The organism is Nonlabens ulvanivorans (genome assembly GCF_000732625.1).
Taxonomy (GTDB): Bacteria; Bacteroidota; Bacteroidia; order Flavobacteriales; family Flavobacteriaceae; genus Nonlabens; species Nonlabens ulvanivorans.
The window spans coordinates 11,914-37,110 of record NZ_JPJI01000023.1; the positions used below are offsets into that span (position 1 = coordinate 11,914).

The 25,197-nt window shown below is 34.7% G+C and carries 21 protein-coding genes and 1 pseudogene; 6 read left to right on the forward strand and 16 right to left on the reverse strand.

Annotated features, from left to right (window positions below):
* Positions 1-123 precede the first annotated feature (123 nt).
* The 3 genes and pseudogenes from IL45_RS02340 to IL45_RS02350 all read right to left on the reverse strand — a co-directional run.
* Positions 124-1,029, reverse strand: coding sequence for a hypothetical protein (locus IL45_RS02340; RefSeq protein ID WP_106200933.1), 906 nt, complete (start codon positions 1,027-1,029; stop codon positions 124-126).
* Positions 1,022-2,053, reverse strand: coding sequence for an RHS repeat domain-containing protein (locus IL45_RS14680; protein ID WP_051788621.1), 1,032 nt, complete (start codon positions 2,051-2,053; stop codon positions 1,022-1,024). The genes IL45_RS02340 and IL45_RS14680 overlap by 8 nt, the downstream gene beginning before the upstream one ends.
* 473 nt (positions 2,054-2,526) lie before the next feature.
* A pseudogene (locus IL45_RS02350) lies at positions 2,527-3,600 on the reverse strand (RHS repeat-associated core domain-containing protein); the annotation flags it as partial.
* Positions 3,601-4,049: 449 nt separating this feature from the next.
* Between IL45_RS02350 and galE the strand changes: the two are divergent.
* Positions 4,050-5,078 carry a UDP-glucose 4-epimerase GalE gene (galE, locus tag IL45_RS02355; protein WP_036579882.1) on the forward strand — a complete coding sequence of 343 codons (1,029 nt, stop codon included), beginning with the start codon at positions 4,050-4,052 and terminating at the stop codon, positions 5,076-5,078.
* Here galE and IL45_RS02360 read toward each other — a convergent pair.
* Positions 5,065-5,520, reverse strand: coding sequence for a GAF domain-containing protein (locus IL45_RS02360; RefSeq protein WP_036579885.1), 456 nt, complete (start codon positions 5,518-5,520; stop codon positions 5,065-5,067). The genes galE and IL45_RS02360 overlap by 14 nt on opposite strands.
* Before the next feature lie 73 nt (positions 5,521-5,593).
* Between IL45_RS02360 and xrtF the strand changes: the two genes are divergently transcribed.
* Together xrtF and IL45_RS02370 are read left to right on the forward strand one after the other, a co-directional pair.
* Entirely contained in the window at positions 5,594-6,127 is a 534-nt protein-coding gene (gene xrtF, locus IL45_RS02365; RefSeq protein WP_200875672.1) for an exosortase family protein XrtF, read from the forward strand.
* The gene (locus tag IL45_RS02370; protein WP_036579890.1) at positions 6,124-6,570 is read left to right on the forward strand and encodes an exosortase F system-associated membrane protein; all 447 of its coding nucleotides are present in this window, start codon (positions 6,124-6,126) and stop codon (positions 6,568-6,570) included. The genes xrtF and IL45_RS02370 overlap by 4 nt, the downstream gene beginning before the upstream one ends.
* Here IL45_RS02370 and IL45_RS02375 read toward each other — a convergent pair.
* From IL45_RS02375 to miaB, 12 genes are all read right to left on the reverse strand, one after another.
* On the reverse strand, positions 6,567-7,349 hold the full coding sequence (locus tag IL45_RS02375; RefSeq protein ID WP_146128685.1) for a hypothetical protein: 783 nt from the start codon (positions 7,347-7,349) through the stop codon (positions 6,567-6,569). The two genes, IL45_RS02370 and IL45_RS02375, sit on opposite strands and share 4 nt — an antisense overlap.
* Complete coding sequence (locus IL45_RS02380) at positions 7,321-8,781, reverse strand: alkaline phosphatase family protein (protein ID WP_036579896.1); 1,461 nt, start codon at positions 8,779-8,781, stop codon at positions 7,321-7,323. The genes IL45_RS02375 and IL45_RS02380 overlap by 29 nt, the downstream gene beginning before the upstream one ends.
* The gene (locus IL45_RS02385; protein ID WP_036579899.1) at positions 8,771-10,147 is read right to left on the reverse strand and encodes a class I SAM-dependent methyltransferase; all 1,377 of its coding nucleotides are present in this window, start codon (positions 10,145-10,147) and stop codon (positions 8,771-8,773) included. The genes IL45_RS02380 and IL45_RS02385 overlap by 11 nt, the downstream gene beginning before the upstream one ends.
* A 2-nt stretch (positions 10,148-10,149) precedes the next feature.
* Positions 10,150-10,341, reverse strand: coding sequence for a hypothetical protein (locus IL45_RS02390; RefSeq protein WP_036579901.1), 192 nt, complete (start codon positions 10,339-10,341; stop codon positions 10,150-10,152).
* A 117-nt stretch (positions 10,342-10,458) separates the two neighbouring features.
* Complete coding sequence (locus IL45_RS02395; RefSeq protein WP_036579903.1) at positions 10,459-12,927, reverse strand: zinc-dependent metalloprotease; 2,469 nt, start codon at positions 12,925-12,927, stop codon at positions 10,459-10,461.
* Positions 12,928-13,064: 137 nt separating this feature from the next.
* Positions 13,065-14,702 (reverse strand): chaperonin GroEL, encoded by a 1,638-nt coding sequence (gene groL, locus IL45_RS02400; protein ID WP_036579907.1) that lies wholly within the window; start codon positions 14,700-14,702, stop codon positions 13,065-13,067.
* 113 nt (positions 14,703-14,815) lie between these two features.
* Positions 14,816-15,091, reverse strand: a complete 276-nt coding sequence (locus tag IL45_RS02405; RefSeq protein ID WP_036579909.1) for a co-chaperone GroES — start codon at positions 15,089-15,091, stop codon at positions 14,816-14,818.
* Between the two features lie 141 nt (positions 15,092-15,232).
* Positions 15,233-15,583, reverse strand: a complete 351-nt coding sequence (gene secG, locus IL45_RS02410; RefSeq protein ID WP_036579911.1) for a preprotein translocase subunit SecG — start codon at positions 15,581-15,583, stop codon at positions 15,233-15,235.
* A complete protein-coding gene (locus tag IL45_RS02415) occupies positions 15,584-16,423 on the reverse strand; it encodes a tetratricopeptide repeat protein (RefSeq protein ID WP_036579913.1) in 840 nt (279 codons plus the stop codon).
* The gene (lptE, locus tag IL45_RS02420) at positions 16,417-16,932 is read right to left on the reverse strand and encodes an LPS assembly lipoprotein LptE (RefSeq protein WP_036579916.1); all 516 of its coding nucleotides are present in this window, start codon (positions 16,930-16,932) and stop codon (positions 16,417-16,419) included. Before lptE ends, IL45_RS02415 begins: the two co-directional genes overlap by 7 nt.
* Positions 16,922-18,211: a sigma-54-dependent transcriptional regulator gene (locus IL45_RS02425; RefSeq protein WP_036579919.1), complete on the reverse strand. Its 1,290-nt coding sequence runs from the start codon at positions 18,209-18,211 to the stop codon at positions 16,922-16,924. The genes lptE and IL45_RS02425 overlap by 11 nt, the downstream gene beginning before the upstream one ends.
* Positions 18,212-18,213: 2 nt before the next feature.
* Positions 18,214-19,686 (reverse strand): tRNA (N6-isopentenyl adenosine(37)-C2)-methylthiotransferase MiaB, encoded by a 1,473-nt coding sequence (miaB, locus tag IL45_RS02430; RefSeq protein WP_036579922.1) that lies wholly within the window; start codon positions 19,684-19,686, stop codon positions 18,214-18,216.
* Positions 19,687-19,985: 299 nt separating this feature from the next.
* On the opposite strand from miaB, the gene topA reads away from it, so the two are divergent.
* From topA to porK, 3 genes are all read left to right on the forward strand, one after another.
* Positions 19,986-22,511, forward strand: a complete 2,526-nt coding sequence (gene topA / locus IL45_RS02435) for a type I DNA topoisomerase (RefSeq protein ID WP_036579925.1) — start codon at positions 19,986-19,988, stop codon at positions 22,509-22,511.
* A 6-nt stretch (positions 22,512-22,517) separates the two neighbouring features.
* On the forward strand, positions 22,518-23,678 hold the full coding sequence (locus IL45_RS02440) for a formimidoylglutamase (protein ID WP_036579928.1): 1,161 nt from the start codon (positions 22,518-22,520) through the stop codon (positions 23,676-23,678).
* A gap of 115 nt (positions 23,679-23,793) precedes the next feature.
* The gene (gene porK / locus IL45_RS02445; RefSeq protein WP_036579931.1) at positions 23,794-25,161 is read left to right on the forward strand and encodes a T9SS ring complex lipoprotein PorK/GldK; all 1,368 of its coding nucleotides are present in this window, start codon (positions 23,794-23,796) and stop codon (positions 25,159-25,161) included.
* Positions 25,162-25,197: the final 36 nt, after the last annotated feature.

Genomic DNA, 25,197 nt, shown 5'->3' on the forward strand with positions numbered 1-25,197 from the left:
TTAAAACAATAAAGTCCATACCTGTTGTACAAACTTTATTGTTCTTATTATTTTACTCATGCTCGGTACTAGTTAAAAACTAGCACTAGCGGTCGTTTATACTGGCGCCAGCAGGGGATAAAGTTAGTAATTCATAGTAAAATCACCTTTAATATCTTGATAATCTAAATTGTTAGTTCCTATCCAATTATGATTGGATAAGAGGTATTTAATTTCCACTAATTCAAAGACAGTATCCACAGATGACTTTAGCTTATTAATGACAAAAAACGATTCATAATAATCAAACTCTTTACGAGTTAAAAAATAAGAGCTTTCAAAATCCAACCTATTATTTTTATAAACCCTTAAAGACCTCAATTTGTTCTCATCACTCGTAATAAAAATTGAAGGAAATAGGATTAAATCATGTTTATTAAGAAAACTAGAATCTATATGATTGATATAAGAACGGTTTTTGACTGTAAAGCTCTCAAATGGTTCTGTTTCATTAAAAAAACCTTCTTGATCTATTTTATAATACGAATACGTATTGTTACTAAGCTTAGCTGTTTGTATCTGGTTATTTAATATTCTCGAAGTTAACCCAATAAAAGAACCATTTAAATCATAATCCTGATAAACAGTTTGTTGATTCAAGAAAAGACCTTTTTCATCTGTTAAAATTAAATTTACCTTATTATGCGTTTTATATTGACTAGAGCCTATTGGAAATTTGATTAACACCAGATACCCGCGTAATGATTCCTTAATTTTTATATCATCACTAAGAAGGTGAAATTGAGCAAAACTAGGTTTTTCAAATGCAAGATTAATCTTATCAAATTGGTCGGTAGTAATAGATTTGATAAAATCATAATCCACCTCTTTATATTTATCAATATTTACAAAAGTTAAATCATCTAAAATAACACAGAACTCATCTTGCGGTTGCTCTGGTAAATATTTAGCATTCATACTTAAATCAGTAATACCAATAAAAATTAGTAACAGCATTGGTAAACTAAACAAATTAATACTACTATTCATCTTTTTCTTTTTTTTCGTATCTCTCTTTTCGATCAGCTTTACGCTGTTCTATTATAGCTTCACGATTTTCATTATGTTGATCTGATTCAATTATTGTACCGCTATTAACATGCTCTACAGAGATTAATTTTTTTGTTGATTTTAATATCTCTATTTCTTGATCTGCTAATGATACATTTACATTCACCTCTATACCATTTATATTATTTGGATCATTGACTTGAAGTGGACTCATTAAAAAATCTACTTTATTAAGTATTATTTCATAACCTTTACTTTCAAAGACTTCTTTTAAACCTTGTATAAAAGGTGATTCTATATTTTCTGCACTAATTGAAATTACCGTTTTCAAAGAATACTCACTCAAAACAGAAGTTGTAGTATACTCTTTTGTAGCTTCAAATTCCTCACCTTCAAACGTGTAATTCGATGTAAGTTTATATGAAGTTGTATTTTGTTTATCCGAAATGTTTTTATAGAAATTTTCTTCCTTTTTAACTCGAGTAGAAGCAGCGTTGATTATCATATCTTGGCTTACATTTTCACCATAATATTCTTCTGTCAAAGAACTAGCATCTCCAACAATTAGTTGTGTAAATTTATTAAACGGGCTTACCTGTCGTATTTCAGTCTGTCCACCAAAATTCATAGCATGTGTGTTTCCAACGGACTGTTCTATCACACCCATTTTTATAAAAGGACTATATTCGACTTTAATGTCATATTCTACAGGTCTACCAGCACCTGTTCCTGCACGCTGTTGTTTAGAAACCGTAAACTCAAGACCTTCTAACTCAACTCCATCAATCACTCTATTCTCACTAAAGGCATAAGGGCTGTTATAAGAATACTGCCTGAATAAAGGATCAACTGCAAAGAACCTCCCCAACCTAGGATCATGCATCCTATACTTATAGTTATAGGAGTTCCCTTCACCCTTGACTTCATCATCACGCTCTTGGCCTTGGAAACCGTAGCGATAGCTATCAGAATCCACACTTCCATGTCTATTATTTAGGAGCATCCCATACGGACTACACTAAAATCTATTTAAAAGAACGATTTTCTCGCTTACGCGAAGACATAAAAATACAAGCTATTAAGGAAAAAACAACAAGAATATTTTAAAATATTCAATTCCCTTTAAATATTTCTAACTACCTAAATATCAAAGATGTCCTTATAAGGAACATTCTATTTCAAAATACCCTCGTAGGTTGCAATGCACCCAGTGCGACGTGGATGTTGCGACAGAATCTTAACCTAATGTAACAGATAATAAGGCAATAAAAAGAATCCAAAACACGACCCCAATGAAAAAAGATTTATTTTCATTAACTAAGTTACCCTTATTATCTTTTTTCTTTAACACATCAAGCCACGTTATATTATTTCCTTTCATTTTAAAGTATAAAAATAAAATAAAGCTTCCTGTGTAAACACACAGAATCTGTTTTATAAAGATTTCAAAAATTGTTTGCATTTCGATATTTATTTTTAACCTCCAGAGTTAGATTCTTCAATTTGATCATCCTTAGTAATTGGATTATTCCTTAATTCCTGTGAGATAAATTCTGCAGCCGTACCTGATAATGTAGTAAATGTTTTACTAGTATTTAATCTGTTATCTAAAAACTGGCCTGCCGTATTGTATGCTCTATTAATTGCTCCTCTAGTAGCATGTGGTTGCCTTACTAAAGGTGTTCCTTTAAATCTTTGTAAAAAGTCTATTGCATTTAAACTTTTAAACGAGCCAATTAATTTTGTCTGCCCTGCCAATGGTACTAATGTTGTAGAAAACTCAACTACTGGAGCATGATAATGAGGACTTCGATCTAAATTGGAAAACGCAGGCAATCCAGTAAGCGGATTTTTGTGATTTTGACCTAATAAATCAAAGTCAAATACTTGTGCTGTAAGATAGAAATCGTTTGCGATATTATAAGCAAATTCTCCTAAAACTCCATTATTTTTCATTTTATAAGCCCAATTTTGCTCTGTCTGTGAAAAATTGAAATTTGGTGCTATTGTGGATGAATCAAAAGGCATATCTTCAAAATGAGCTATATTTCTATATGTTGAAGAATTCATGATAAAATTATCAACTGCATCAGGTCCAACAATATAATCATCTTGATAACTACCATCATCAAAGGTAATTCTAGCTCTCCAATAATCTCCTCCATTCTCAGTCGAAGAACTAACATGAATCAATCTATAATCACCTGCCATTTTACGATAATATGACTCTGTAAGTCCTGGAGGCACCACTGCTAATTCTAGTTTGGTTACACCAGAAGGTTTAGCATCGGGATCAAAAATCTCTAAACCTTCTAATTCTATTTTATCAATAGGGCGATTTTCACTAAAGGCATAAGGGCTGTTCCATGGAAAACTATCTTGCAAAGGATCCACCGCAAAAAACCTACCTAATCTAGGATCATGCATCCTATACTTGTAATTATAACTATTCCCTTCACCCTTCACTTCATCATCACGCTCTTGGCCTTGGAAGCCGTAGCGATAGTTATCAGAATCCACACTTCCATGTCTATTATTTAGGAGCATCCCATACGAACTATAAGGTGATTTTTAATTAGGCCTTGTATTTAAAAGAACGACAGTAGTTTTTAACTACACTCAAAAATAGCCTTTTTAACCGAAAAAGCTATTTTTTCTTAACTTTTCAAAACGTCAGTCTTTTAATTCTGCACTAAACAAATGGATTGCCTATTTTTCCCTAAAACTTTAACTGTTGCTTTTGGTATGATTTCTAGGACGAAATTTCCTTTTACCATATCAACTTATTTTTAATGGATCATTCAAGATACTATACCTTTTGATTTTGAAATGATTAGTTCTATGTCTTCTTTCAAAAAGTTCGAAGTCTGTCCCTTAGCGCCCACAAAAGGTCTTCAGAAATGAAGACCTTTTTTTATGCCTTTTTTTAATTTAAAGGGTTTCTACTTTAGGCGTTTTTAAAAAGCTAAAGATGTATTTTTACTGAAGATTTTTTATTCATGAAGATATTAGTTACTGGTGGATTAGGTTTTATAGGCTCACACGTCGTTGTAGAGTTGCTTAATAGAGACTATGAGGTCGTTATAGTTGATAACCTTTCTAATTCATCGATCAGTGTGTTAGAAGGGATTCATACAATTTGTAATAAGAAACCCGAATTTGAAAAACTGGACTTAAGAAATAAACAAGCGTTAAGCGATTTTTTTCTAAATCATCAAGATATAAGTGGAGTGATACATTTTGCCGCTTCTAAAGCTGTTGGTGAAAGTGTTCAGAATCCGTTATTGTATTATGAAAACAATATGAATACGTTAGTGTATCTATTGCAAGAGCTTCAAAAATTATCTAAACCCAATATTATATTTAGTTCTTCATGTACTGTTTATGGACAGGCAGATGTGTTACCTATTACAGAGTCTGCTCCAGTAAAACCTGCTGAATCTCCATATGGTAATACAAAGCAAGTAGGGGAAGAGATTATTGCCGATGTTTGTAAAATCGATTCTTCATTAAGCGCGATTGCTTTGCGTTACTTTAATCCTATTGGGGCGCATCATTCTGGATTAATCGGTGAATTGCCGTTGGGAACGCCTCAAAACCTAGTTCCTTACATCACTCAAACAGCTATTGGTCAAAGAGAACAGCTCTCAATCTTTGGGAATGACTATCCTACAATTGATGGAACAGCTGTTCGTGATTATATTCACGTTATGGACCTAGCTATTGCGCATGTTGTTGCCTTAGAAAGGTTAATCAATAGTGAAGTCCTTACTAACTTTGAAACATTTAATATAGGAACGGGAACTGGGTCTTCTGTGTTAGAAGTGGTTAAGGCATTTGAGAATGTTACTGGACAATCCCTTAATTATAAAATTGTAAATCGCAGAGATGGCGATGTAACTGCTGCTTATGCAGATACTACTAGGGCAAATAATGTGCTAGGTTGGAAATCACAATTTACCTTACAAGAAGCTCTTGCTAGTGCCTGGAAATGGCAGCAAACTGTAATGGGGATTAAAGAATACTAGCTATTTGCTCGTTGATCCATTCAAGAAATAATTCATCTTTATTAGAGAAAGCATTTACCGTGTTACTATCGATATCTATCTGACCTATATTTTTCCCATCTTTAAATAATGGGATGACAACTTCACTTTTTACATGGATGCTACAGGCTATATAGTTATCCTGTGCATTAACATCATCTACTACAAAGTTTTTGTTCGAAACAGCGACTTGGCCACATATTCCTTTCCCAAAAGGAATAACTGTATGGTCTGTAGGTTCTCCCGCCTGAGACCATAGGTGTAATGTAGGTTCGGTGTCATGAGCCATATAAAAACCTACCCAATCATAATAATCTATATTAGACTGCAGTAAATCACATACACCTTGCATTTTAAGCTGGGCTGTTAAGTCTGGATGATTTACGATTTCGGTAACTTTTGGTTTTAATGTGTCTAGTGTCATGATGTATTTTAAAAAGGTAAAATTAAGTCATGCCTTTGATTAAATATTTAACTTTGTCATAAAATAATTAATGATGAGCGCTCTACGTACCTATGTGCCGGTTTTTAAGTTTGTGGCTACTTTTGGCGTTATTTATATCGTTCTATCTTTAATTTACTATCTGTATTTACAACAGGATTATAATTCATCAAACTATCCAGATCCTGTGACTTCTCAAGTGTCGTATCAAACCCAGCAGCTGTTAAACGCTATAGGTTATGATGCCCAGATATCTAATGTGCCGCATCATCCATCGGTTTATATGTATTTAAATAAAACCGTGGTCTATCGAGTGATAGAAGGTTGTAATGCAATAAGTGTAATGATATTATTTGTTGCTTTTATTCTTGCTTTCGCGAAAGCGTGGAAAAAAACAGCTTTCTTCATACTCTTCGGTATTACGTTCATCTATATAGTTAATCTATTCAGATTAGTAGCCCTAGCTATTATTAAAAATAAGTATCCACAGTATGATCATATTTCACATGATATATTGTTTCCAGCGGTGATCTACGGTTCTGTGATTTTACTTTGGTTGATTTGGGTTAAAAAACTAAAACATATATGATTATCTCAAGGTTTTTTTCATCAATTGTGATAATGGTTTTGATTACCTCCTTATTACTCATACGGTTGTATGAGGTGCCTTTATTTAACGATCCTTTATATGATTATTTTCATTCAGATTTTCAATTATACGACCTTCCCAAATTAAACGTGTGGAAATTAATTGCTGGTACTAGCTTAAGATATCTACTGAATATGGTGCTTTCTCTATGGATCATATGGTTTTTGTACAAAAGAGAAAGTTATATCCATGCAGCGTTATGGGTGTATTTGTTTGCTTACATTATATTAATGGTTGCTTTTACTTTACTTATAGATGCAGATTCTAGTTTTATGAAAATGGCATTATTTTATATCCGTCGTTTTTTAATACAGCCCATTTTATTATTCATATTGGTGGCTGGTTTTTACTTCTTAAAGACTAAAGGAAACAAACTTGTCTAGTATGTGCTTAAATATTCTTTTCTATATGTTGAGGCAGGATGATAAAAATATGCAACGAGTAATTCTCTATTCTCATTAAGAGCACATTCTTCCCATTCCTTTTTAATAAGCATTATTCTTATTTTTTTATCAATTTCTTTATTAAAGGGTGATATTACACCTACATAACTGATGGAATTGTCTTCAGTGAATTTTATGTTATAAAGTCCAAAATAGGCATCCGATTCTGCTAGATTTAGTTTGCCAACTTTATTAATTACATCTGTATCATTTTCAAGTGAGGAACAATTAATAGAAGATGCTTCAATTTGTTCATTGAATAAAGAAAGCGTATTAAGTGTGCCTATTAGATTCTTGTTTTCTAGCAAGAATTTAGGATCATCTTTATAAATAAAACTATTTCTATGACATGGTGTAGTGATTATTGCTCCATTAACTAATTGAGCAAAAACGATAAGTTCATCACCTGGTTTTAAGAACAGTCTGCATTTAGAATTATCACTGCTATTCCCCACTTCTTGTTGTATAAATAATGATTTTGATTCTGAACCCTTAAATATTATCGATGTGTCAAATTCAATCAAATCTTCGTTCTCTAGTCTAAAGTCAGATTCCACGTTAGTCACTGTGACTTGTGCTATAAAATCAGCTTCTTTATAATCATTCAAAAAATGATTTTGATAGCAAACACAAGACTGTGCTTGGGATAATAAGCCGGTTAATATTAATAGTAAAACGATAAGCGTTTTACTATAGTTTTTCTGTGACAGGGATTCCATTTTCATCATAATATCTATAAATACCACTTTGTGTGCCACTTTTAATTAATTGATAACTACTATTGTCTAATTTGTTTTTTGATATTGAATCCTGAGAAAGGTAGTTGAACAGATTAGGGAATAGACTGATACTACTTTTAATTTTTTTTTGATGTGATTGAAATTCAGCAGGAGCTTTTATGGTCAGTAAAGCGCCGAATATTGCTTGATGTAACGCTATGTCATCTGTTAAATATGAATAGCTTTCACCGGTGTAATTATATCCTACAAAGCCACCGTGGTCTGCAGCCATTATGATGATGCCTTCTGGATCTTGAGAGGTTATATAGTCTACAATGTCTTGAAGAGTAGTGTTAATGCTTTTTAAATTATCTATATATTGATTACGTTCTTTTATCGCAGAGGTGTTCTTAGCTTTAACTCCAGTGATATGTCCTGGTTCTAGAATTTCAATAAAATAAAACTGAGGTTTGTTATCTGCGGTACTAATAGCAAGTTTTAAATCATTAAAGTAATCTTTGTCTAGTTGGTAATCAGGTAAAATTGACAATTCATTTTCGTTGATATTTATACGGTCATAATAAATGTCTGGATGGTTAAGTAATAAATATCTGTGTTGTAAAATTGCTGTTGTTCTATAGCCATTCTCTTTAAAAGTTTCTAAAACAGGGTTTTTACCCATTATAATTTGTCTCGCATTAAAAAGCTCATTATTGAAATTTTCACTGTCGTAAAAATGATGTTGCCCTGTAAATAGAGTTGCGTTTGAAGTAAGTGTTGATGGATAATTACTGCGGTATTGATGATTAAAATTAAATCCTTTTGAGATCATGTCACTATAAAAGCGACTATTGTCAAAGTGGTAATTATCATTAGTTAAGGAAGGCTTATTAGCGTATCCGTCAGGTTGAATATAGTAGATATTAGGTTTTATCTGAAACTCAATATTCACGAAAGGACTTTCTTTAATCCAATTCTCGTAAGTGTAGATAGATGTGAAAAGATAAAATGAGAGTTGTAAAATCCCTAGTAAACACATCAAGAATAAAATTAATACTCCTTTTTTATAATGTTTACCTAAAAACCAACTCACTATAATAGCAATTATAGCTACTAGAATTAGCGCTTTCCATCTCCATCCTAAATAAATTACCAGAGATAAGGAGATAGCTGTTAAGATAATTAGACTACTTGAATAAAAGACATTCTTAATTCTATCGCTTTTATTCTTTAATACAAAACTCATAAGTATCATCAGTGCGCTAGGTGCAATGATCATACTTAAAACTAGGTACAATAATTGAGTCCAAGAATTGACTAATGTATAATTGTTAGTGTATAAATAGGTGATAGCATACATGCCAGGTAATAAACCTACCGTCCACCAGTAGTGCTTATTATTGTTAAGATAGGAAATGATCTTATCTTTCATTTCTTTTCATTAAAAAGAGTGTGCGATGTGTCCCTTTAATAGCTTCTTTTTTAATTATAGAAAAGTGTTTATTATAAGCTTCTTCAAAATTTACCAAATTGTAATAGTCAAACAAGTCTTTAGCATCTCTTTTGCTATTTAAAATAAACTGCACCCAACTATCTTCTCTTTCAGGAAACTCAATAATTAAATAAGGGCTCAAGGATTTGAAAAATAAAGCACTCATTTCGAATGGTACATTGCCAGATAGAGTCATATGATGTATTAGAGCTAACGCCATACTTAAATCTGAACCGTAGTCTTGTATGCGAGTAATAAAAGAATCTCGTTCCTGATTATGGAATCCTATACTTGCTGCAGGCTGCATTAAATCGGATACAATAGGGATGATATTAAACTCTTTATGTTTAATGCTATTTGTGTAACAGTCATTAATAGCACTCTGATCGATATCGCAAACAATTACCTGATTAGCATTAGTCAACGCCACCTTACTAAAGGTACCGTCATTTCCACCTAGATCCACAACTCTTTTTGCGTTTATATCAGCAGTCCATTTTTGTATAAATTCCTTTTTGAGATTAAAGGCCTGCTCATCATAATTAGTTTGGTCATAATAGGCACTCCATTCTGTGTTTTCTTGTAGGCTCATCTTAGAGATATGCATCTCTAGAGTCTTTAGCATTTTAATTTGTGAAACTTTGTCTAGCCCTTTGCTTTTTGAGTCATTAGACGCTTGACCTATAGTTTCATTTTTCTGTTTACCTAAAAAATGAATATGAGAATAAATCGTCGGACTCAATTTAGATTTCCATGATAATAGTTTAGAGGCCTCATCTAACGGGAAGCCATTGATACGATGCTGTAAAGACTTAAGGTAATAACTGCCGTGTCTTTGAGCGAGTAACAATGGAGCAAAAAAGTGCTCGTTAAATTGTTTTAAACCTTTCCATGGCTCGTTATCGCGGTATCTTTCAATACTTAGAGTGTCTATGAATATAGCTTTTCCTTTATGAAATGTGATGTTGAAAGCACTAGCGTCCTTAAGTGAAAAACCATTTTCAAGTAAGAATAGTTGAATACGCAAGGTAAGTTGTGCGGCATGCTTATATGCAGTAAATGACCACTCATAAGGATAGGTGATGAAATCTAATTGATCCGGTCTTAGAATTATTTTATCTTCAGAAACACTTATCTCCTCATGCTTGATTAACCAGTTTTTATTCCATAATTGTTCGTATATACCACTGTTTTTGATAGTATTATACTCAATAAAATATGGTTGATTGATATGTCTTAAATATTCACCTTCTTGCTTAAAAATATAACCAGAAGGATCACGATATGAAGCCGGATGCCTGAGCATTATTAATCTTTTAAATCTTTTTCATCATACATATCGTCAAAACTTGACTCATCCGTTTTACTAGTGATTCCCAGCCAGCCCTTAATCTTTATAATTAAAGTTTTATAAAAAAGAACAAATCCTGCAAATGCAGCTATTGCTGCTTGAGCAATCATCATTCCTAAACCTGCATCGATGTAGAGTAGAGTATTCATATGTGCAATATAAACTTTTATAAATCATCAATAAAAAAAACTGCCTTCAATTGAGAAGGCAGTTCTTTATAAATGAATATAGTTTTACACGCTTTCGCGAAAGCGTAAATAAAACTTTTACTTAGGGTCTAAAATTAAATCAATACGTTCCACTAAATCTTCTAAATGTATTTTAGAAAGTTGGTCTCTTGTGCGGCCTATGCTTCTTTTTGCATCTGATCTTAACTGCTTTAATTCTGCACGTACAATTGGACGTATATCACTTTGTTCAACATCTATAGAACTACCACCAAAACGACTTCTAGGCTGTTCATTATTCATAATAAATTCTAGACGCTCCACATAAGCACGTTGTAAATTACGACGGTACCTATCAATTGTCTGACCTTTAGAAAGCTCGCTAAAAATTCCTTTTCTTAAATCTTGCATCATTTCCAGAAGCCCATAAGCACTGGTGCCATTAACCTCCTCATTTTCCATTAGACGCGCCATGCGTCCAAAGTCTAGTAAGTTGTTTAAAGTACGAACTTGTGTGCTACGTATACGTTCAATAGCACCATCAGACTCAAATTTATTAAAGATGTCTTGATCTATTAACCATTCAGGTGTGCTGAACAATTCCTTCTGTAAGAACTGCATAGCTCTTGTTTGCTTATCTCTAGAGGCATGCTCGTAAACGGCACCTTCCTGACCATATGCTTTATAGGTTTCTTTTACTCCACCAATATTACCTGTTACATGTCCCATATATCTATTGTACTGTCCTAATACCTGACCATACATAGTCTCTAGGTTATCAAAATTCTCACCTTCTTTACCTGTCCATTTCCCTAAATTAGGAATGATTCTTTGAAGGTTTTTAATTCCATAAGTGCTTGCTCTCATTGAGTCATCACCTAAGTCTTCAGTCTGGCTAGTGTGGTCTACAACACCAAATTGTTGACGTCCAAAACGATATACTGGATCACCTGCTTTTTCTAGAATCCATTGATCTAGGATAGTTTTCTCTTCAAGAGCTGTTTTATCCAATATAGGTTTATAACCCCATGCAATAGAGTATTTATCATAAGGTCCTATATTAGGCATAAGGGCAACGTCACCATCGCCAGGTTGAGCGATGTAATTAAAACGTGCATAATCCATAATAGAAGGAGCTGTACCGAACTTTTTAGTGAATTCTGGGTCTCTTAAGTCTTCTACGTTATAGGCAATTGAACTACCCATATTGTGAGGTAATCCTAATGTGTGTCCTACCTCGTGAGAGCTTACAAATCTAATGAGACGTCCCATAACAGCTTCATCAAATTCTGTAGATTGAGCATCTGGGTTGATAGCTGCTGTTTGTACAAAGAACCAGTTTCTAAGTAAAGTCATAACGTTGTGATACCAATTAATATCTGACTCAAGGATTTCACCACTACGTGGATCTGATACGTGAGGACCATTTGCGTTAGGAATTGGAGAGGCTAGGTATCTTACCACAGAATAACGTACATCTTCTGGACTCCAATCTGGATCTTCCTCTTTAGTAGGAGCGTCTGCAGCGATGATTGCATTTTTAAAGCCAGCAGCTTCAAATGCGACTTGCCAATCTTCAATACCTTGTTTGATATATTTTCTCCATTGTTGTGGCGTTGCAGGGTCGATATAATAAACAATTTGTTTTTTAGGTTCCACAAGTTCGCCCGCTTTAAATTTTGCGATGTCCTCGTCTTTAACTTCTAGTCTCCATCGGTCTAAATAGCGTACTGTTTTAGTTTCTTGAGCATCTAGTCCATAGTCTTGTTGTCCTCTAGCAAACCATCCTACACGCTGGTCAAAGTAACGTCGTTTCATAGGTTCTTTAGGGAGTAATATCATCGAATTACTCATTTCTAAAGAGATTGATCCAGTACTGCTGTTAGACGGTGGAGAGCTAGCTAGATACGTTTTTACATGTCTAGATTCTATATTTAGAGGATATGATCTTAAAGTATCAATATATGAACGTTTCTCGTCTAAACGTGTGGCTTTATATCTAGTACGTGATCTTTTCGGGAACCCTATAGACGGTACATCTTTACTGAAGAAGTCCGTTACATCAATCACAACATTGTTATTAATGCTATCTTTTTTAATAGCCTGTATAGGAAAAGAGTAGAGGATAGGTTCAAAATTTGAATTTTCTACAGCCATACTTACAGGTAAAGAGTCTGCAGCTACTACTTGATGAGATACTACTCTTAAAAGAACGTTGTCATTTTTACGTTGCCATCTTAATGTTTCTGTATTTTGCTTTCCACCACCGAAGCCAAGTCCAGATGCTGTTTTTGCAATACGAGTTACCATTAACATCTCTCTATTAAAAAGACTGTCAGGTATTTCATAGAAGTACTTATCTTCTACTTGGTGAACGGTGAATAGTCCTTCATCACTTTTAGCACCCTTAGTAATTACCTTGGTGTAAGGTTGGATACCACCTTTTTTAGGTTTTTTCTTCTCAGCTCCTGCAGTTGCTGATTTCTTACTTGATTTTTGTGAACCACAACCAGTAGTTATAGTAGCAGCAAAAACGAGTAACGTCAATAGTTTTATTATACGCATCATTATAGATTTTTGGTGGCTACAAGATATTGTCTATCGGTATAATAAAATCTTAATGTAGCGTTAACAACTATTTAAAATAGAAAATAAAAAAAAGCCATCTCAAAAGAGATGGCTTTTTAAATATCTATGAAATGATTTTACATCATTCCACCCATGCCGCCTGGCATACCAGCTGGCATTCCTCCTCCAGCATTTTCTTCTTTAATTTCTACTAGAGCGCACTCAGTAGTAAGAATCATTCCAGACACAGAAGCTGCGTTTTCTAGAGCAACACGTGTTACTTTTTTAGGGTCAATAATTCCTGCTTTTAACATATCAACATAGGTGTCGTTTTTTGCGTCATAACCTTGGCTTCCTTTTGATTCTAGGATCTTAGATATCACAACGCTTCCTTCACCACCAGCATTTTCTACGATTGTTCTTAGTGGAGCTTCAATAGCTCTAGCAACAATAGAAATACCTGTTTCCTCATCAGAATTGTTTGCCTTTATTTTAGTCAGTACAGCTTTAGCACGTACTAAAGCAACACCACCACCAGCAACAATACCTTCTTCTACAGCTGCACGTGTAGCATGTAGAGCATCATCTACGCGATCTTTCTTTTCTTTCATTTCAACTTCACTTGCTGCACCTACGTATAGAACAGCAACTCCACCAGCTAGTTTTGCTAGACGTTCTTGAAGTTTTTCTTTGTCATAATCAGATGTTGTATTCTCTATTTGAGACTTAATTTGTCCTACACGAGATTTAATATCAGCAGCTTTTCCACTACCATTTACAACTGTGGTATTGTCCTTATTGATATCGACCTTTTCAGCAGTACCAAGCATTTCAAGAGTTGTGTTTTCTAGAGTGAATCCTCTTTCTTCAGAGATTACAGTACCGCCAGTTAAAATAGCAATATCCTCTAACATCGCTTTTCTACGGTCTCCAAAACCTGGTGCTTTTACAGCTGCAATTTTAAGTGAACCTCTCAATTTATTTACAACTAATGTTGCTAGAGCTTCTCCGTCTACATCTTCTGCAATGATAAGAAGTGGTTTCCCTGTTTGAGCTACAGGCTCTAGAACAGGCATTAATTCTTTCATCGTTGAAATCTTCTTATCAAACAATAAAATATAAGGGTTGTCTAACTCAGTAGTCATTTTTTCTGAGTTGGTAACAAAGTACGGTGAAAGATAACCACGGTCGAACTGCATACCTTCTACAACATCTACATACGTTTCAGTTCCTTTAGCTTCCTCAACAGTGATAACACCTTCTTTACCTACTTTACCGAAGGCTTTTGCAATTAAATCACCAACGACATCATCGTTATTTGCAGATATCGATGCAACTTGTTTAATCATCTCGCTAGAATCACCTACTTTTTTAGATTGTTTATCTAGATCAGCAGTAATAGCTTCAACAGCTTTGTCGATTCCACGTTTCAGATCCATAGGATTAGCACCAGCAGCAACGTTTTTTAAACCTTCTTTTACAATTGCTTGAGCTAGCACAGTAGCGGTAGTAGTACCATCACCAGCTAGGTCATTTGTTCTAGATGCTACTTCTTTTACCATTTGAGCACCCATGTTCTCTAATTCATCTACAAGCTCAATTTCTTTTGCTACGGATACACCATCTTTAGTTACTACTGGTGCTCCAAAAGATTTCCCTATAATCACGTTACGACCTTTAGGTCCTAATGTTACTTTAACTGCATTTGCTAGAGCATCAACACCTCTTTTAATGCCGTCTCTCGCTTCTAAATCAAATTTTATTTCTTTTGCCATTTTGTGTTGTTTTGTGGAGTGCTCATACAGCACTCTAATTTTTTAATTAGTATTCTAATTTGAAAAATGTAATGAGTTGTGTGTTTCGCTTTCGCGAAAGCGTATTCGATAGATTAAACGATCGCTAAAATATCGTCTTCTCGCATCATCAAATACTCAGCGCCATCTAGTTTAAGCTCTGTACCGCTATACTTACCGTAAAGTACAGTATCTCCTACTTTAACGGTCATGTCATAATCCTTCTTTCCTTTTCCTACTGCTACAACTTTTCCTTGTTGAGGTTTTTCTTTTGCAGTGTCAGGAATGTAAAGGCCAGATGCTGTTTTTTGTTCAGCTGCCATAGGCTCGATGAGCACTCTGTCTGATAAAGGTTGAATTTTTAATGCCATTATATTAGAATTTTAATTGATTTAATTTGAACTGCAACGTTCCATAAGTATGCCATTTAAAATAGCATGACAAAACATCATAAAAAAAAATATCCAACCGGTATGGTTGGATATTTTGTCAGTATTGAAATGTCGTAATGACTATTCTCCATCTAACGGAGTTGCTGTGTCATCTGTAGTTGTCGGAACTGGATTTGCAGCAGGTGTTTCAACATTATTAGTGTCTATAATATCTCTATTTGCAGATGTTTTTTCTGTAATTAATACAGAACTTGCAGCTAGGATTAATACTAATAGTAACGTAGAAAGAACCCAAGTACTTTTATCCAAAAAGTCTCCTGTTTTTTTTACACCACCTAATTGTTGAGTGCCACCACCACCAAAACTTGATGAAAGTCCGCCACCTTTAGGATTTTGAACCATTACTACTACTATGAGTAAAAAGGCTACAACAACGATTAATCCTAAGAAAAGATAAAATAATGTGCTCATTTATATATTGCTTTGTAAATTCTTAATTTCACGAATTCGGTCTGCAAAGAAACCACTTTTTTCTGGATGCTGCAAAACTAAAACCTGATAAGCTTGAATAGCTTTAGGATAGTTGTTTTGCGCAAGATAAACTTGTGCTAGAGTTTCAGTCATCAACTGGTCTGATGGTGTTTGTAAATCTGCAATATTTGTACTAGAAACTTTATCCTTTCTAGGTTTTATTTTAGGTTTCTCTGCTAGGAATTGATCAATGATAGCCATTTTTTTTGCTTTTTCGGCATCCACTACTGGTGCAATCTCGGTATCATCATTTGAGGTTTTATTAGTAACCTCTATTTTTCTGTTAATTGGTTTTAAAGAAGTCAATTTTAACCATTCTGCAAAACTGTATGATTCACTTTGATTAAATTTAAGTGGCTCATCGACGATGCTCGTAGTATTTGTAGGTCTTTCAAATAAATCTTTATCAAGCGTGTTTTTGAAATCTACACTACTATTAAAATCTTCTTCCTTAATATGAATCGACTCTATATCTACAGGTATTTCTTTTAAGTAATCTTGTTGATTTTTAATATGCTCACTGATTCTATTTTGAACAAAAATAGGAGACGTTATAAAATCAAATAACACACCTCTATCTGCGGTGTGTGTGGCTGTGATTTGTAATTCTTTATTATATAATGGACTACTCTCGTTATGTAAACCTTTAAGATGTACACTGCGCGCCGCCTGAAACCATGGAAATTTTTTAATTGTGTTTTCAAGTATAGAAAGGTCATCTACCATCATTTCATGAGGTTTGTTGAGCAATTCATTAATGCGAGAATATTTATCTACCATTGCGCAAGTGTGTCTGCAAAAATATCTTGCGTTATTTGGTCAAAGATAATTTCTAATGCGGTATCTAAAGCAGCTCCTTGAAGTTGTGTTGTCGCTGCATAATCATAGAAAAAGCTGTATTTTTTTTCAAAGCTAGCTTCGTCATCTTTAGTGTTTGTAAATCTTAAATTTACTTCAATGGTAACACGGTTTTGAGATGCTGTATTGCTGGCGGTTGCTGTCATAGGAGCGATGTAGAATCGAGTGATTTCTCCTTGATAAACATAATCTCCATTTTTATTAACTAGATCTAGACTACTCTGGTTTAATATAAGATCCTGTAGTTCTAGTGTAAATGTCCTCTCAATACCAGGTTCTACATATGCTGCTTGATTTTGAAAAAAATCAACTTGATATGTTTTGATATTATCAGGTATTGATACGCCTGATAAACTGTAGCCAAAACCACATGAAGTAATACTTAACAATAGTGTCAAGCTTAATAATGCTCTTAGGGTTTTATAAATCATATTGCTTGATTTTACGATAAAGTGTGCGTTCAGAAATACCTAGGTCATCTGCAGCAGCTTTACGTTTACCTTTATGACGTTCCAGCGATTTTTTTATTAATTCTATTTCTTTATCCATTAAAGATAGAGATTCTTCTTCTTGTACTTCTTGTGCAAAGTCATAACGGTCATTTTGTGCTACCGGCTCTACAAAGTTAGACTGTGGTTGTGCGTCAAACGATGGTGTGTCTACTTGCGTGACTTCATATGCTTGATCAATAACATCTTCATAGTCGTCTCCTTTTGTATCCTCACCGTAAATGCGCTTTATCAGGCTTTTGTTTTCTTCTTGGACATCATTAATGTCACCTTTAACCATTAATTCATTAGTTAATTTTTTTAGGTCATTTAAATCATTTTTCATGTCAAAAAGAACCTTGTAAAGAATCTCGCGCTCATTAGCAAAGTCGCTGTCACTTTTCTTATCAGAACCTATTACTGCAGGTAAGTTTTTCCCAGCGTCTGGTAGATAATTACGTAAAACAGCTGCGTTAATATTGCGTTCTTTTTCTAGAACGCTAATTTGTTCTGCTATGTTGCGTAATTGTCTAATATTACCGCTCCATCGATAACTTTCTAATAGTGAAATTGCGCCTTCGTCTAATCTAAGTGTAGGCATTTTATATTTCATTGCAAAGTCTGATGCAAACTTGCGGAAGAGTAAGTGTATGTCTCCTTTTCTTTCTCTTAATGGTGGCAGGTTAATATCCACTGTACTTAATCTATAAAAAAGATCTTCTCTAAATTTTCCTTTCTCGATAGCATCAGTCATGCGCACATTAGTTGCTGCTACTATACGAACATCTGTTTTTTGAGTCGCTGATGACCCAACCTTTAAAAACTCACCATTCTCAAGAACACGCAGTAAACGTACCTGCGTAGGAAGTGGTAGTTCACCTACCTCGTCTAAAAAGATAGTTCCTCCATCTGCAACTTCAAAATATCCAGATCTAGTAGATGTTGCTCCTGTGAACGCACCTTTTTCATGACCAAAAAGTTCTGAATCAATCGTTCCTTCTGGGATAGCACCACAGTTAACAGCAATATATTTACCGTGTTTACGATGAGATTGAGCGTGTATAATTTTAGGTATACTTTCTTTACCTACACCACTTTCTCCAGTAACTAGTACAGATATGTCTGTAGGAGCTACTTGAATCGCTTTTTCAATCGCACGATTAAATCCTGGATCGTTTCCTATAAGTTCAAAACGCTGTTTAATTGATTGTACACTTTCCATAATTACTCAGTATCAATAGTTAATGGGCCTTTCATATCTGAGTAGCCTATAGCTTCACCTATTAATGTTGCGCTTGTACAATCTGTAATTTTAACGTTGACAAAATCACCTACTTTGTAGTTTTCCTTAGGGAATACGGCAACATAATTTTGAGAATTACGACCTGCCCATTGTGTGTCGGATTTTTTAGACTCCTTTTCAATAAGACATTCTACTGTTTTACCTATAAAGTATTGAGCTCTTTCTAATCCAGTCCTTCTTTGTACTGCGATAATTTCATTTAGGCGTCTGCTTTTTACCTCTTCAGGAACATCATCTTCCATTTTACGAGCAGCCATGGTTCCTGGTCGTTCTGAATATGCAAACATGAATCCGTAATCATACTTTACATATTCCATTAAGCTCAATGTGTCTTGATGATCTTTTTCTGTTTCTGTAGGGAAACCTGTGATCATGTCTTGTGATACAGCGCATTCAGGTATAATAGCATGTACTCTATCTATAAGTCTCATGTATTCTTCACGAGTATGTAGACGATTCATCTCTTTTAAAATACGATCACTTCCAGATTGAACGGGTAAATGAATATAGTTACAAATGTTCCTGTGCTTTGATATAGCATGTAAAACATCGTCACTGATATCTTGTGGATTGCTTGTTGCAAAACGAACTCTTAAATTAGGATATGCGGTCGCTACTTGATTTAATAATTGAGCAAAATCAACAGCTGTAGCTTGAGCCATAGGTGTTGCTTTTGAAAAATCTTTTTTTAATCCGCCTCCATACCATAGGTAAGAATCTACATTTTGTCCTAATAAGGTAACTTCTTTAAAACCATTTTTGATTAAATCGTTAATTTCTTCTAGAATACTTTGTGGATCACGACTGCGTTCTCTACCACGAGTAAACGGGACGACACAAAAAGTACACATATTATCACAACCACGTGTTATAGACACAAATGCAGTCACACCATTGCTGTTAAGTCTAACTGGTGCAATGTCACCATAAGTCTCTTCCTTAGATAGAATTACATTTACGGCATCTCGTCCTTCATCAATTTCAGCGACTAGATTAGGTAAATCTTTATATGCATCAGGTCCTACAACCATATCTACAATCTTTTCTTCCTCTAAGAATTTTGACTTTAGACGTTCTGCCATACAGCCTAGAACACCTACTTTCATATTAGGGTTTTGTCTTTCTTTTACTCGATTGTATTTTTCTAAGCGTTTACGCACTGTTTGCTCTGCCTTATCTCTAATAGAACATGTGTTTACTAGAACTAGGTCAGCTTCTTCAAGTACATTAGTGGTGTTAAAACCTTCTTTTGCAAGAATAGAAGCTACAATCTCAGAATCTGAAAAATTCATTTGACAGCCATAGCTTTCTATATATAGTTTACGACTATTCTTACCATTGTTTTCCAATTGTATCGTCGTACCTTGTTTTTCTTCTTCTATAATCTTTTCCATCTACGTTACCTCATTAATAAGCGTGCAAAGATACTAATTTTACTTGTTTTGTGACATATTGTCATACAATTGCTTTTTAAATTTTGCTTTCGCGAAAGCGTGAACCACTTAGTCAATCACGCTATTCATAATCTGTGTTAGGTTATTAAAATGTATAGTGTATTATCGTCCTTATTATATAACCTACCGATAGTGAACACATTGAGTGTTTGCGATGTGTTTTAAATGATTGGGAATTAGACTTTTGCAGAACTAAAAAAAAATACACATACCTTTGCATTCCAAAAATTCAAATCTGAATGGCAAAGAATCTTGTAATTGTAGAGTCGCCGGCAAAGGCAAAGACCATAGAAAAATTCTTAGGTAAAGACTATAAAGTAGCATCCAGTTTTGGTCACATAGCTGATCTTCCTGCAAAAGAGTTAGGTGTTGATGTAGATGATGATTTTACTCCTAAATATATAGTTAGTTCAGATAAGAAAGATCTGGTCAAGAAACTTAAGAAAATGGCTGCCGAATCAGAAATGGTATGGCTAGCGAGTGATGAGGATCGAGAAGGAGAGGCCATTGCATGGCATCTTGCAGAGCAATTGGATCTTAAAAAAGATAAGACTAAGCGTATTGTTTTTAACGCTATCACAAAAAGTGCGATTCAAAAAGCTATTGAAAATCCTCGTCAAATCGATTATGATTTAGTGAATGCCCAACAAGCACGTAGGATTTTAGACCGTATTGTAGGTTATGAAATATCTCCGATTTTATGGAGGAAAGTAAAAGGTGGAGCTAGTGCTGGTCGTGTACAGTCTGTTGCGGTGCGTCTAATTGTAGAGCGCGAAAACGAAATAATCAATTTTAAAAGTGATAATTTTTTTAGAATCGATGCCGATTTCAATACTAAGGACGGAAGTCTTTTAAAAGCAAAACTACCAGGGAATTTAAATTCTCTTAAAGAAGCTCAAAGCTTTCTTGAATTAAATAAAGGAGCGCAATTTGAGGTTGCAGATTTAATTAAAAAACCTGCTACTAAAAGTCCGGCACCGCCATTTACAACATCCACCTTGCAGCAAGAGGCTTCTCGTAAGTTGTTTTTTAACGTAAGTCGTACAATGCAACTTGCGCAACGATTGTATGAGGCTGGTTTAATTACTTACATGAGAACAGATTCTGTGAATTTAAGTAATGAGGCAAAAAAAGGTGCTCAGGCAGAAATTGAAAGTGCTTATGGTACAAAGTTTCATAAAGAGCGCAACTATAAAGGAAAGTCTAAAGGTGCTCAGGAGGCTCACGAAGCTATTAGACCTACAGATTTTGCAGTTCATAGTGCGGGATTAGATAAAGATCAGACACGACTTTATGAGTTAATATGGAAGCGTGCTATAGCGAGCCAGATGAGCGATGCAAAGCTTGAACGTACTAACGTATCTATAAGTGCAAACACTCATGATAAGAATTTTACTGCTAGTGGTGAGATTGTAAAGTTTGAAGGTTTCTTGAAAGTGTATTTAGAGAGTACAGATGATGAAGACTTAGAACAACAAGGGTTATTGCCTGCACTATCGATAGGGCAAGATTTATTAAATAAAAAAATCACTGCTACAGAGCGCTTCACTAGACCACCATATCGATTTACAGAGGCTTCTTTAGTAAAGCAGTTAGAAGAGTTAGGTATAGGTAGACCTTCTACTTATGCTCCTACTATCACCACTATTCAAAATAGAAAGTATATCGAGAAAGGTGTGTCTTTAGGTGAAGAGCGATCTTATGTTCAATTAACCCTATCTAAAGATGATATTAAGGAAAAAGAACTTACGGAGAAAACAGGATCTGATAAAGGGAAATTAATACCTACAGACGTTGGTCGAGTTGTAAATGATTTTCTTGTTGAGCATTTTAGTAATGTATTAGACTATAATTTCACAGCAAAAGTAGAAGAGTCTTTTGATAACATAGCAGAAGGTAAAGAGGAGTGGACAGATATGATGAATCACTTCTATAAAGATTTTCATCCTACGGTAAAGGATGTTGCGGAAAATGCTGAGCGCGAAGTTGGAGAGCGAGTATTGGGTACAGATGCTAAAACAGGAAAGCCGATTAGTGTGCGTTTAGGACGTTTTGGTGCTATGGCTCAAATAGGAACGGTAGAAGATGAAGAGAAGCCGCAATTTGCAAGTTTGTTACCGTCACAATCATTAAATACCATTACGTTAGAAGAGGTATTGGATTTATTTAAACTGCCTAGGACGGTTGGAGAATATAATGGTTTCCCAGTTGAGGTGAATCAAGGACGTTTTGGTCCTTATGTAAAATTCAATGAGAAAACTTTTGTCTCTCTTGAAGATGGAGATGATCCTATGACACTTACTTTTGAAAGAGCTGCAGAGTTAATACAACAAAAGGAAAAAGCTGATGCGCCTATTTATATGTTTGAAGAACAACCAGTGACAAAAGGTGTTGGTCGTTTTGGACCATTCATTAAATGGGCTGGAATGTTTATATCAGTAAATAAGAAGTACGATTTTGATAACCTTTCAAATGATGATATTGAGCAATTGATCAAAGATAAAATTCAGAAAGAAAAGGATAAACTTATCGTTAATTGGGAAGATGAAGGTATAAGAATTGAAAAGGCTAGATGGGGAAGGCACAACGTTATTAAAGGTAAAATTAAAGTTGAGTTAGCCAAAACTATTGATCCGCTCTCTATTACTTTAGAGAAGGCAATAGAATTAGTGGCAAAGAAAGCTCCTAAGAAAAAAGCGGCCGCAAAGAAAAAGCCAGCAGCAAAAAAGAAGCCAGCAGCAAAGAAAAAAACGACAAAGAAGTAATTTTCAATGGCATTTGAGTTTCTAAAACCAGTTAGTGATGAAGTGCAAGCTCATGCAATGTTGCAACCACAGCATGCAATAGGTAACGTCATTAAAATACATACCGCGCATACTGGGCTACCACAATTAAAAGGTGTTCAGATGGTGCTAGTAGGTGTTTTAGAGAATCGTCGTGATGAAAATGCCTTATTGCAGATTAAAAATGTTGATCAGGCTAGAAAACAATTCTATGAGCTATTTCCAGGTAACTGGCTATTAAATATTGTGGATATGGGTGATGTTCACCCAGGTGATAGAGTAGAGGATACCTATTATGTCTTACAGCAATTAACAGCAGAGTTATTATCAAAGAAAATAATTCCAATTTATTTAGGTGGTAGCCAGGATTTAATGTATCCTATATATAGAGCCTTTGATGATATTAAATACATGATTAATGTGGTTAACGTTGATTGTAGATTTGATATTGGTGATATTGAATTACCTATAAGTTCTAGAAGTTATGTTGGGAAGATGGTAGCAGACCAACCGTATAATTTATTTAATTATAGCAATTTGGGCTTTCAGACATATTTTAACAGTCAAGATGAAATAGAGCTTTTAGAGCGCATGTATTTTGATGCTACTCGATTAGGTGTTCTTGATGAAGATATAAAATTGGCTGAGCCAGTAATGCGCGATGCAGACGTGGTTGGTATAGATATGGCTGTGGTTAAGGCTGGTGATACTGCTTTCGCGAAAGCGAATCCAAACGGGCTTAACGGCAAGCAAATTTGTAGTTTATCGAGATATGCAGGTATAAGCGATAGAACACAAGTGTTTGGGATATTTGAAATTCCAATTGATGCCAGTTTAACAGGCTCGCAACTTATTGCAGAAATGATTTGGTACTTTATAGAAGGTTATAATTATAGAGCAGGAGAGCATCCTGTTAATGTAGAAAATGGTTATTTAAAGTATCGTGTACCCATTGAAGATGAGGTTTTAACATTCTATAAGTCTAATAAAACTGGACGATGGTGGATAGAGTTGCCTTTTCTTTCAAATGTTAATAATAAACTAAAACAACAAACGTTATTACCATGTACTCGCAAGGATTACGAACTGGCTTGTGATCAAAATTTGCCAGAGAGATGGTTAAAAGCGAGAAGAAAGAATGAAGTATAGCGTATTAATGCGTAATTTGTCAAACTAAATTTATTTGGTAAAAAAAAGTTGCCAGATATATATATTTTAGATAGGTTTACGACCTTAATTCATAAAGAAAACATAAAATACCCTTATGAAAAAGTTATTTGTCCTAGCAGCAGTGGTTGCTTTTCTAGCAAGTTGTGGTCGAGGAGACCGCGGAATGGTGGTTGGAGCCAAAGGAAAAGCATGGCATCCTGAGAAGCCCTACGGTATGACGTTAGTACCTGGTGGAGCATTCATCATGGGTAAGAGTGATGATGATTTTGCCGCTACTAACAATGCGCCTACCAAAACAGTGACAGTTCCTTCATTTTACATGGATGAAACTGAAATTACAAATGCAGAGTATCGCCAGTTCGTTTACTGGGTAAGAGATTCTATATTTAGAACTCGTCTAGCGATTATGGCAGATGATAATGGTTCTACTCCTGGTGATGATGGTATCGGTGAGTTTGCATTCTTAGATGCAGACGAGAGTACAGATTTGACTCCATGGGAACAGTATTATCAAGATAATTATGCTGGTATGGGAGAGACTGGATATGAAGGTCGTAAATTAAATCACGATGTTGATTTGATTTGGGATACAGAAGATATTCCAGATGAATTCTATGCAGAGGTTTATGATTCAATGTACATTCCTTTTGAGGAAATGTACAACGGGCAACGTACACTTGATGTGAAGAAATTAGTTTTTACTTATTCAGAAATGGATATTCAAAAAGCTGCTCGTAATCCTAGAGATAAAAGAAGTAAGTATATCACTCAAACTCCAGTAGAGATCTATCCAGATACTACCGTTTGGATTCGTGATTTTAATTATTCTTATAATGAGCCTATGCATAATGATTACTTCTGGCACGAAGCTTACAGCGATTATCCTGTTGTAGGTGTAAACTGGAAGCAAGCGAAGGCATTCTGTCAATGGAGAACTTTATATCATAATGCTTTCAGAAAAGAGCGTGGTCGTCATAATGTAAATGCATACCGCCTACCTACTGAGGCAGAATGGGAATATGCCGCTCGTGGTGGTCTAGAAGGAGCTACTTATCCATGGGGTGGACCTTATGCTAAAAACGATAGAGGTTGTTTCTTAGCTAATTTCAAACCGTTACGTGGTGACTATGCAGCAGATCAAGCATTATATACTGTTGAAGCTCGTTCTTATGAGCCTAATGAATATAACTTATTCAATATGTCAGGTAATGTTGCAGAATGGGTGAATTCATCTTACGACGCAGGTTCTTATGAGTTTATGTCTTCTATGAGTCCTGTTGTGAATGATGAGAACAACATGCGTAAAGGTGTGCGTGGTGGATCTTGGAAAGATATTTCTTATTTCTTACAAGTAGGAACTCGTGATTATGAATATGCAGATTCAGCAAGAAGCTATATTGGTTTCCGTACTGTACAATCTTATATGGGAACTGACGTTACTCTTAACGCAGCTACCAACTAAAATAAAATTTAACTACTAACTTAACTAAACCCTTAT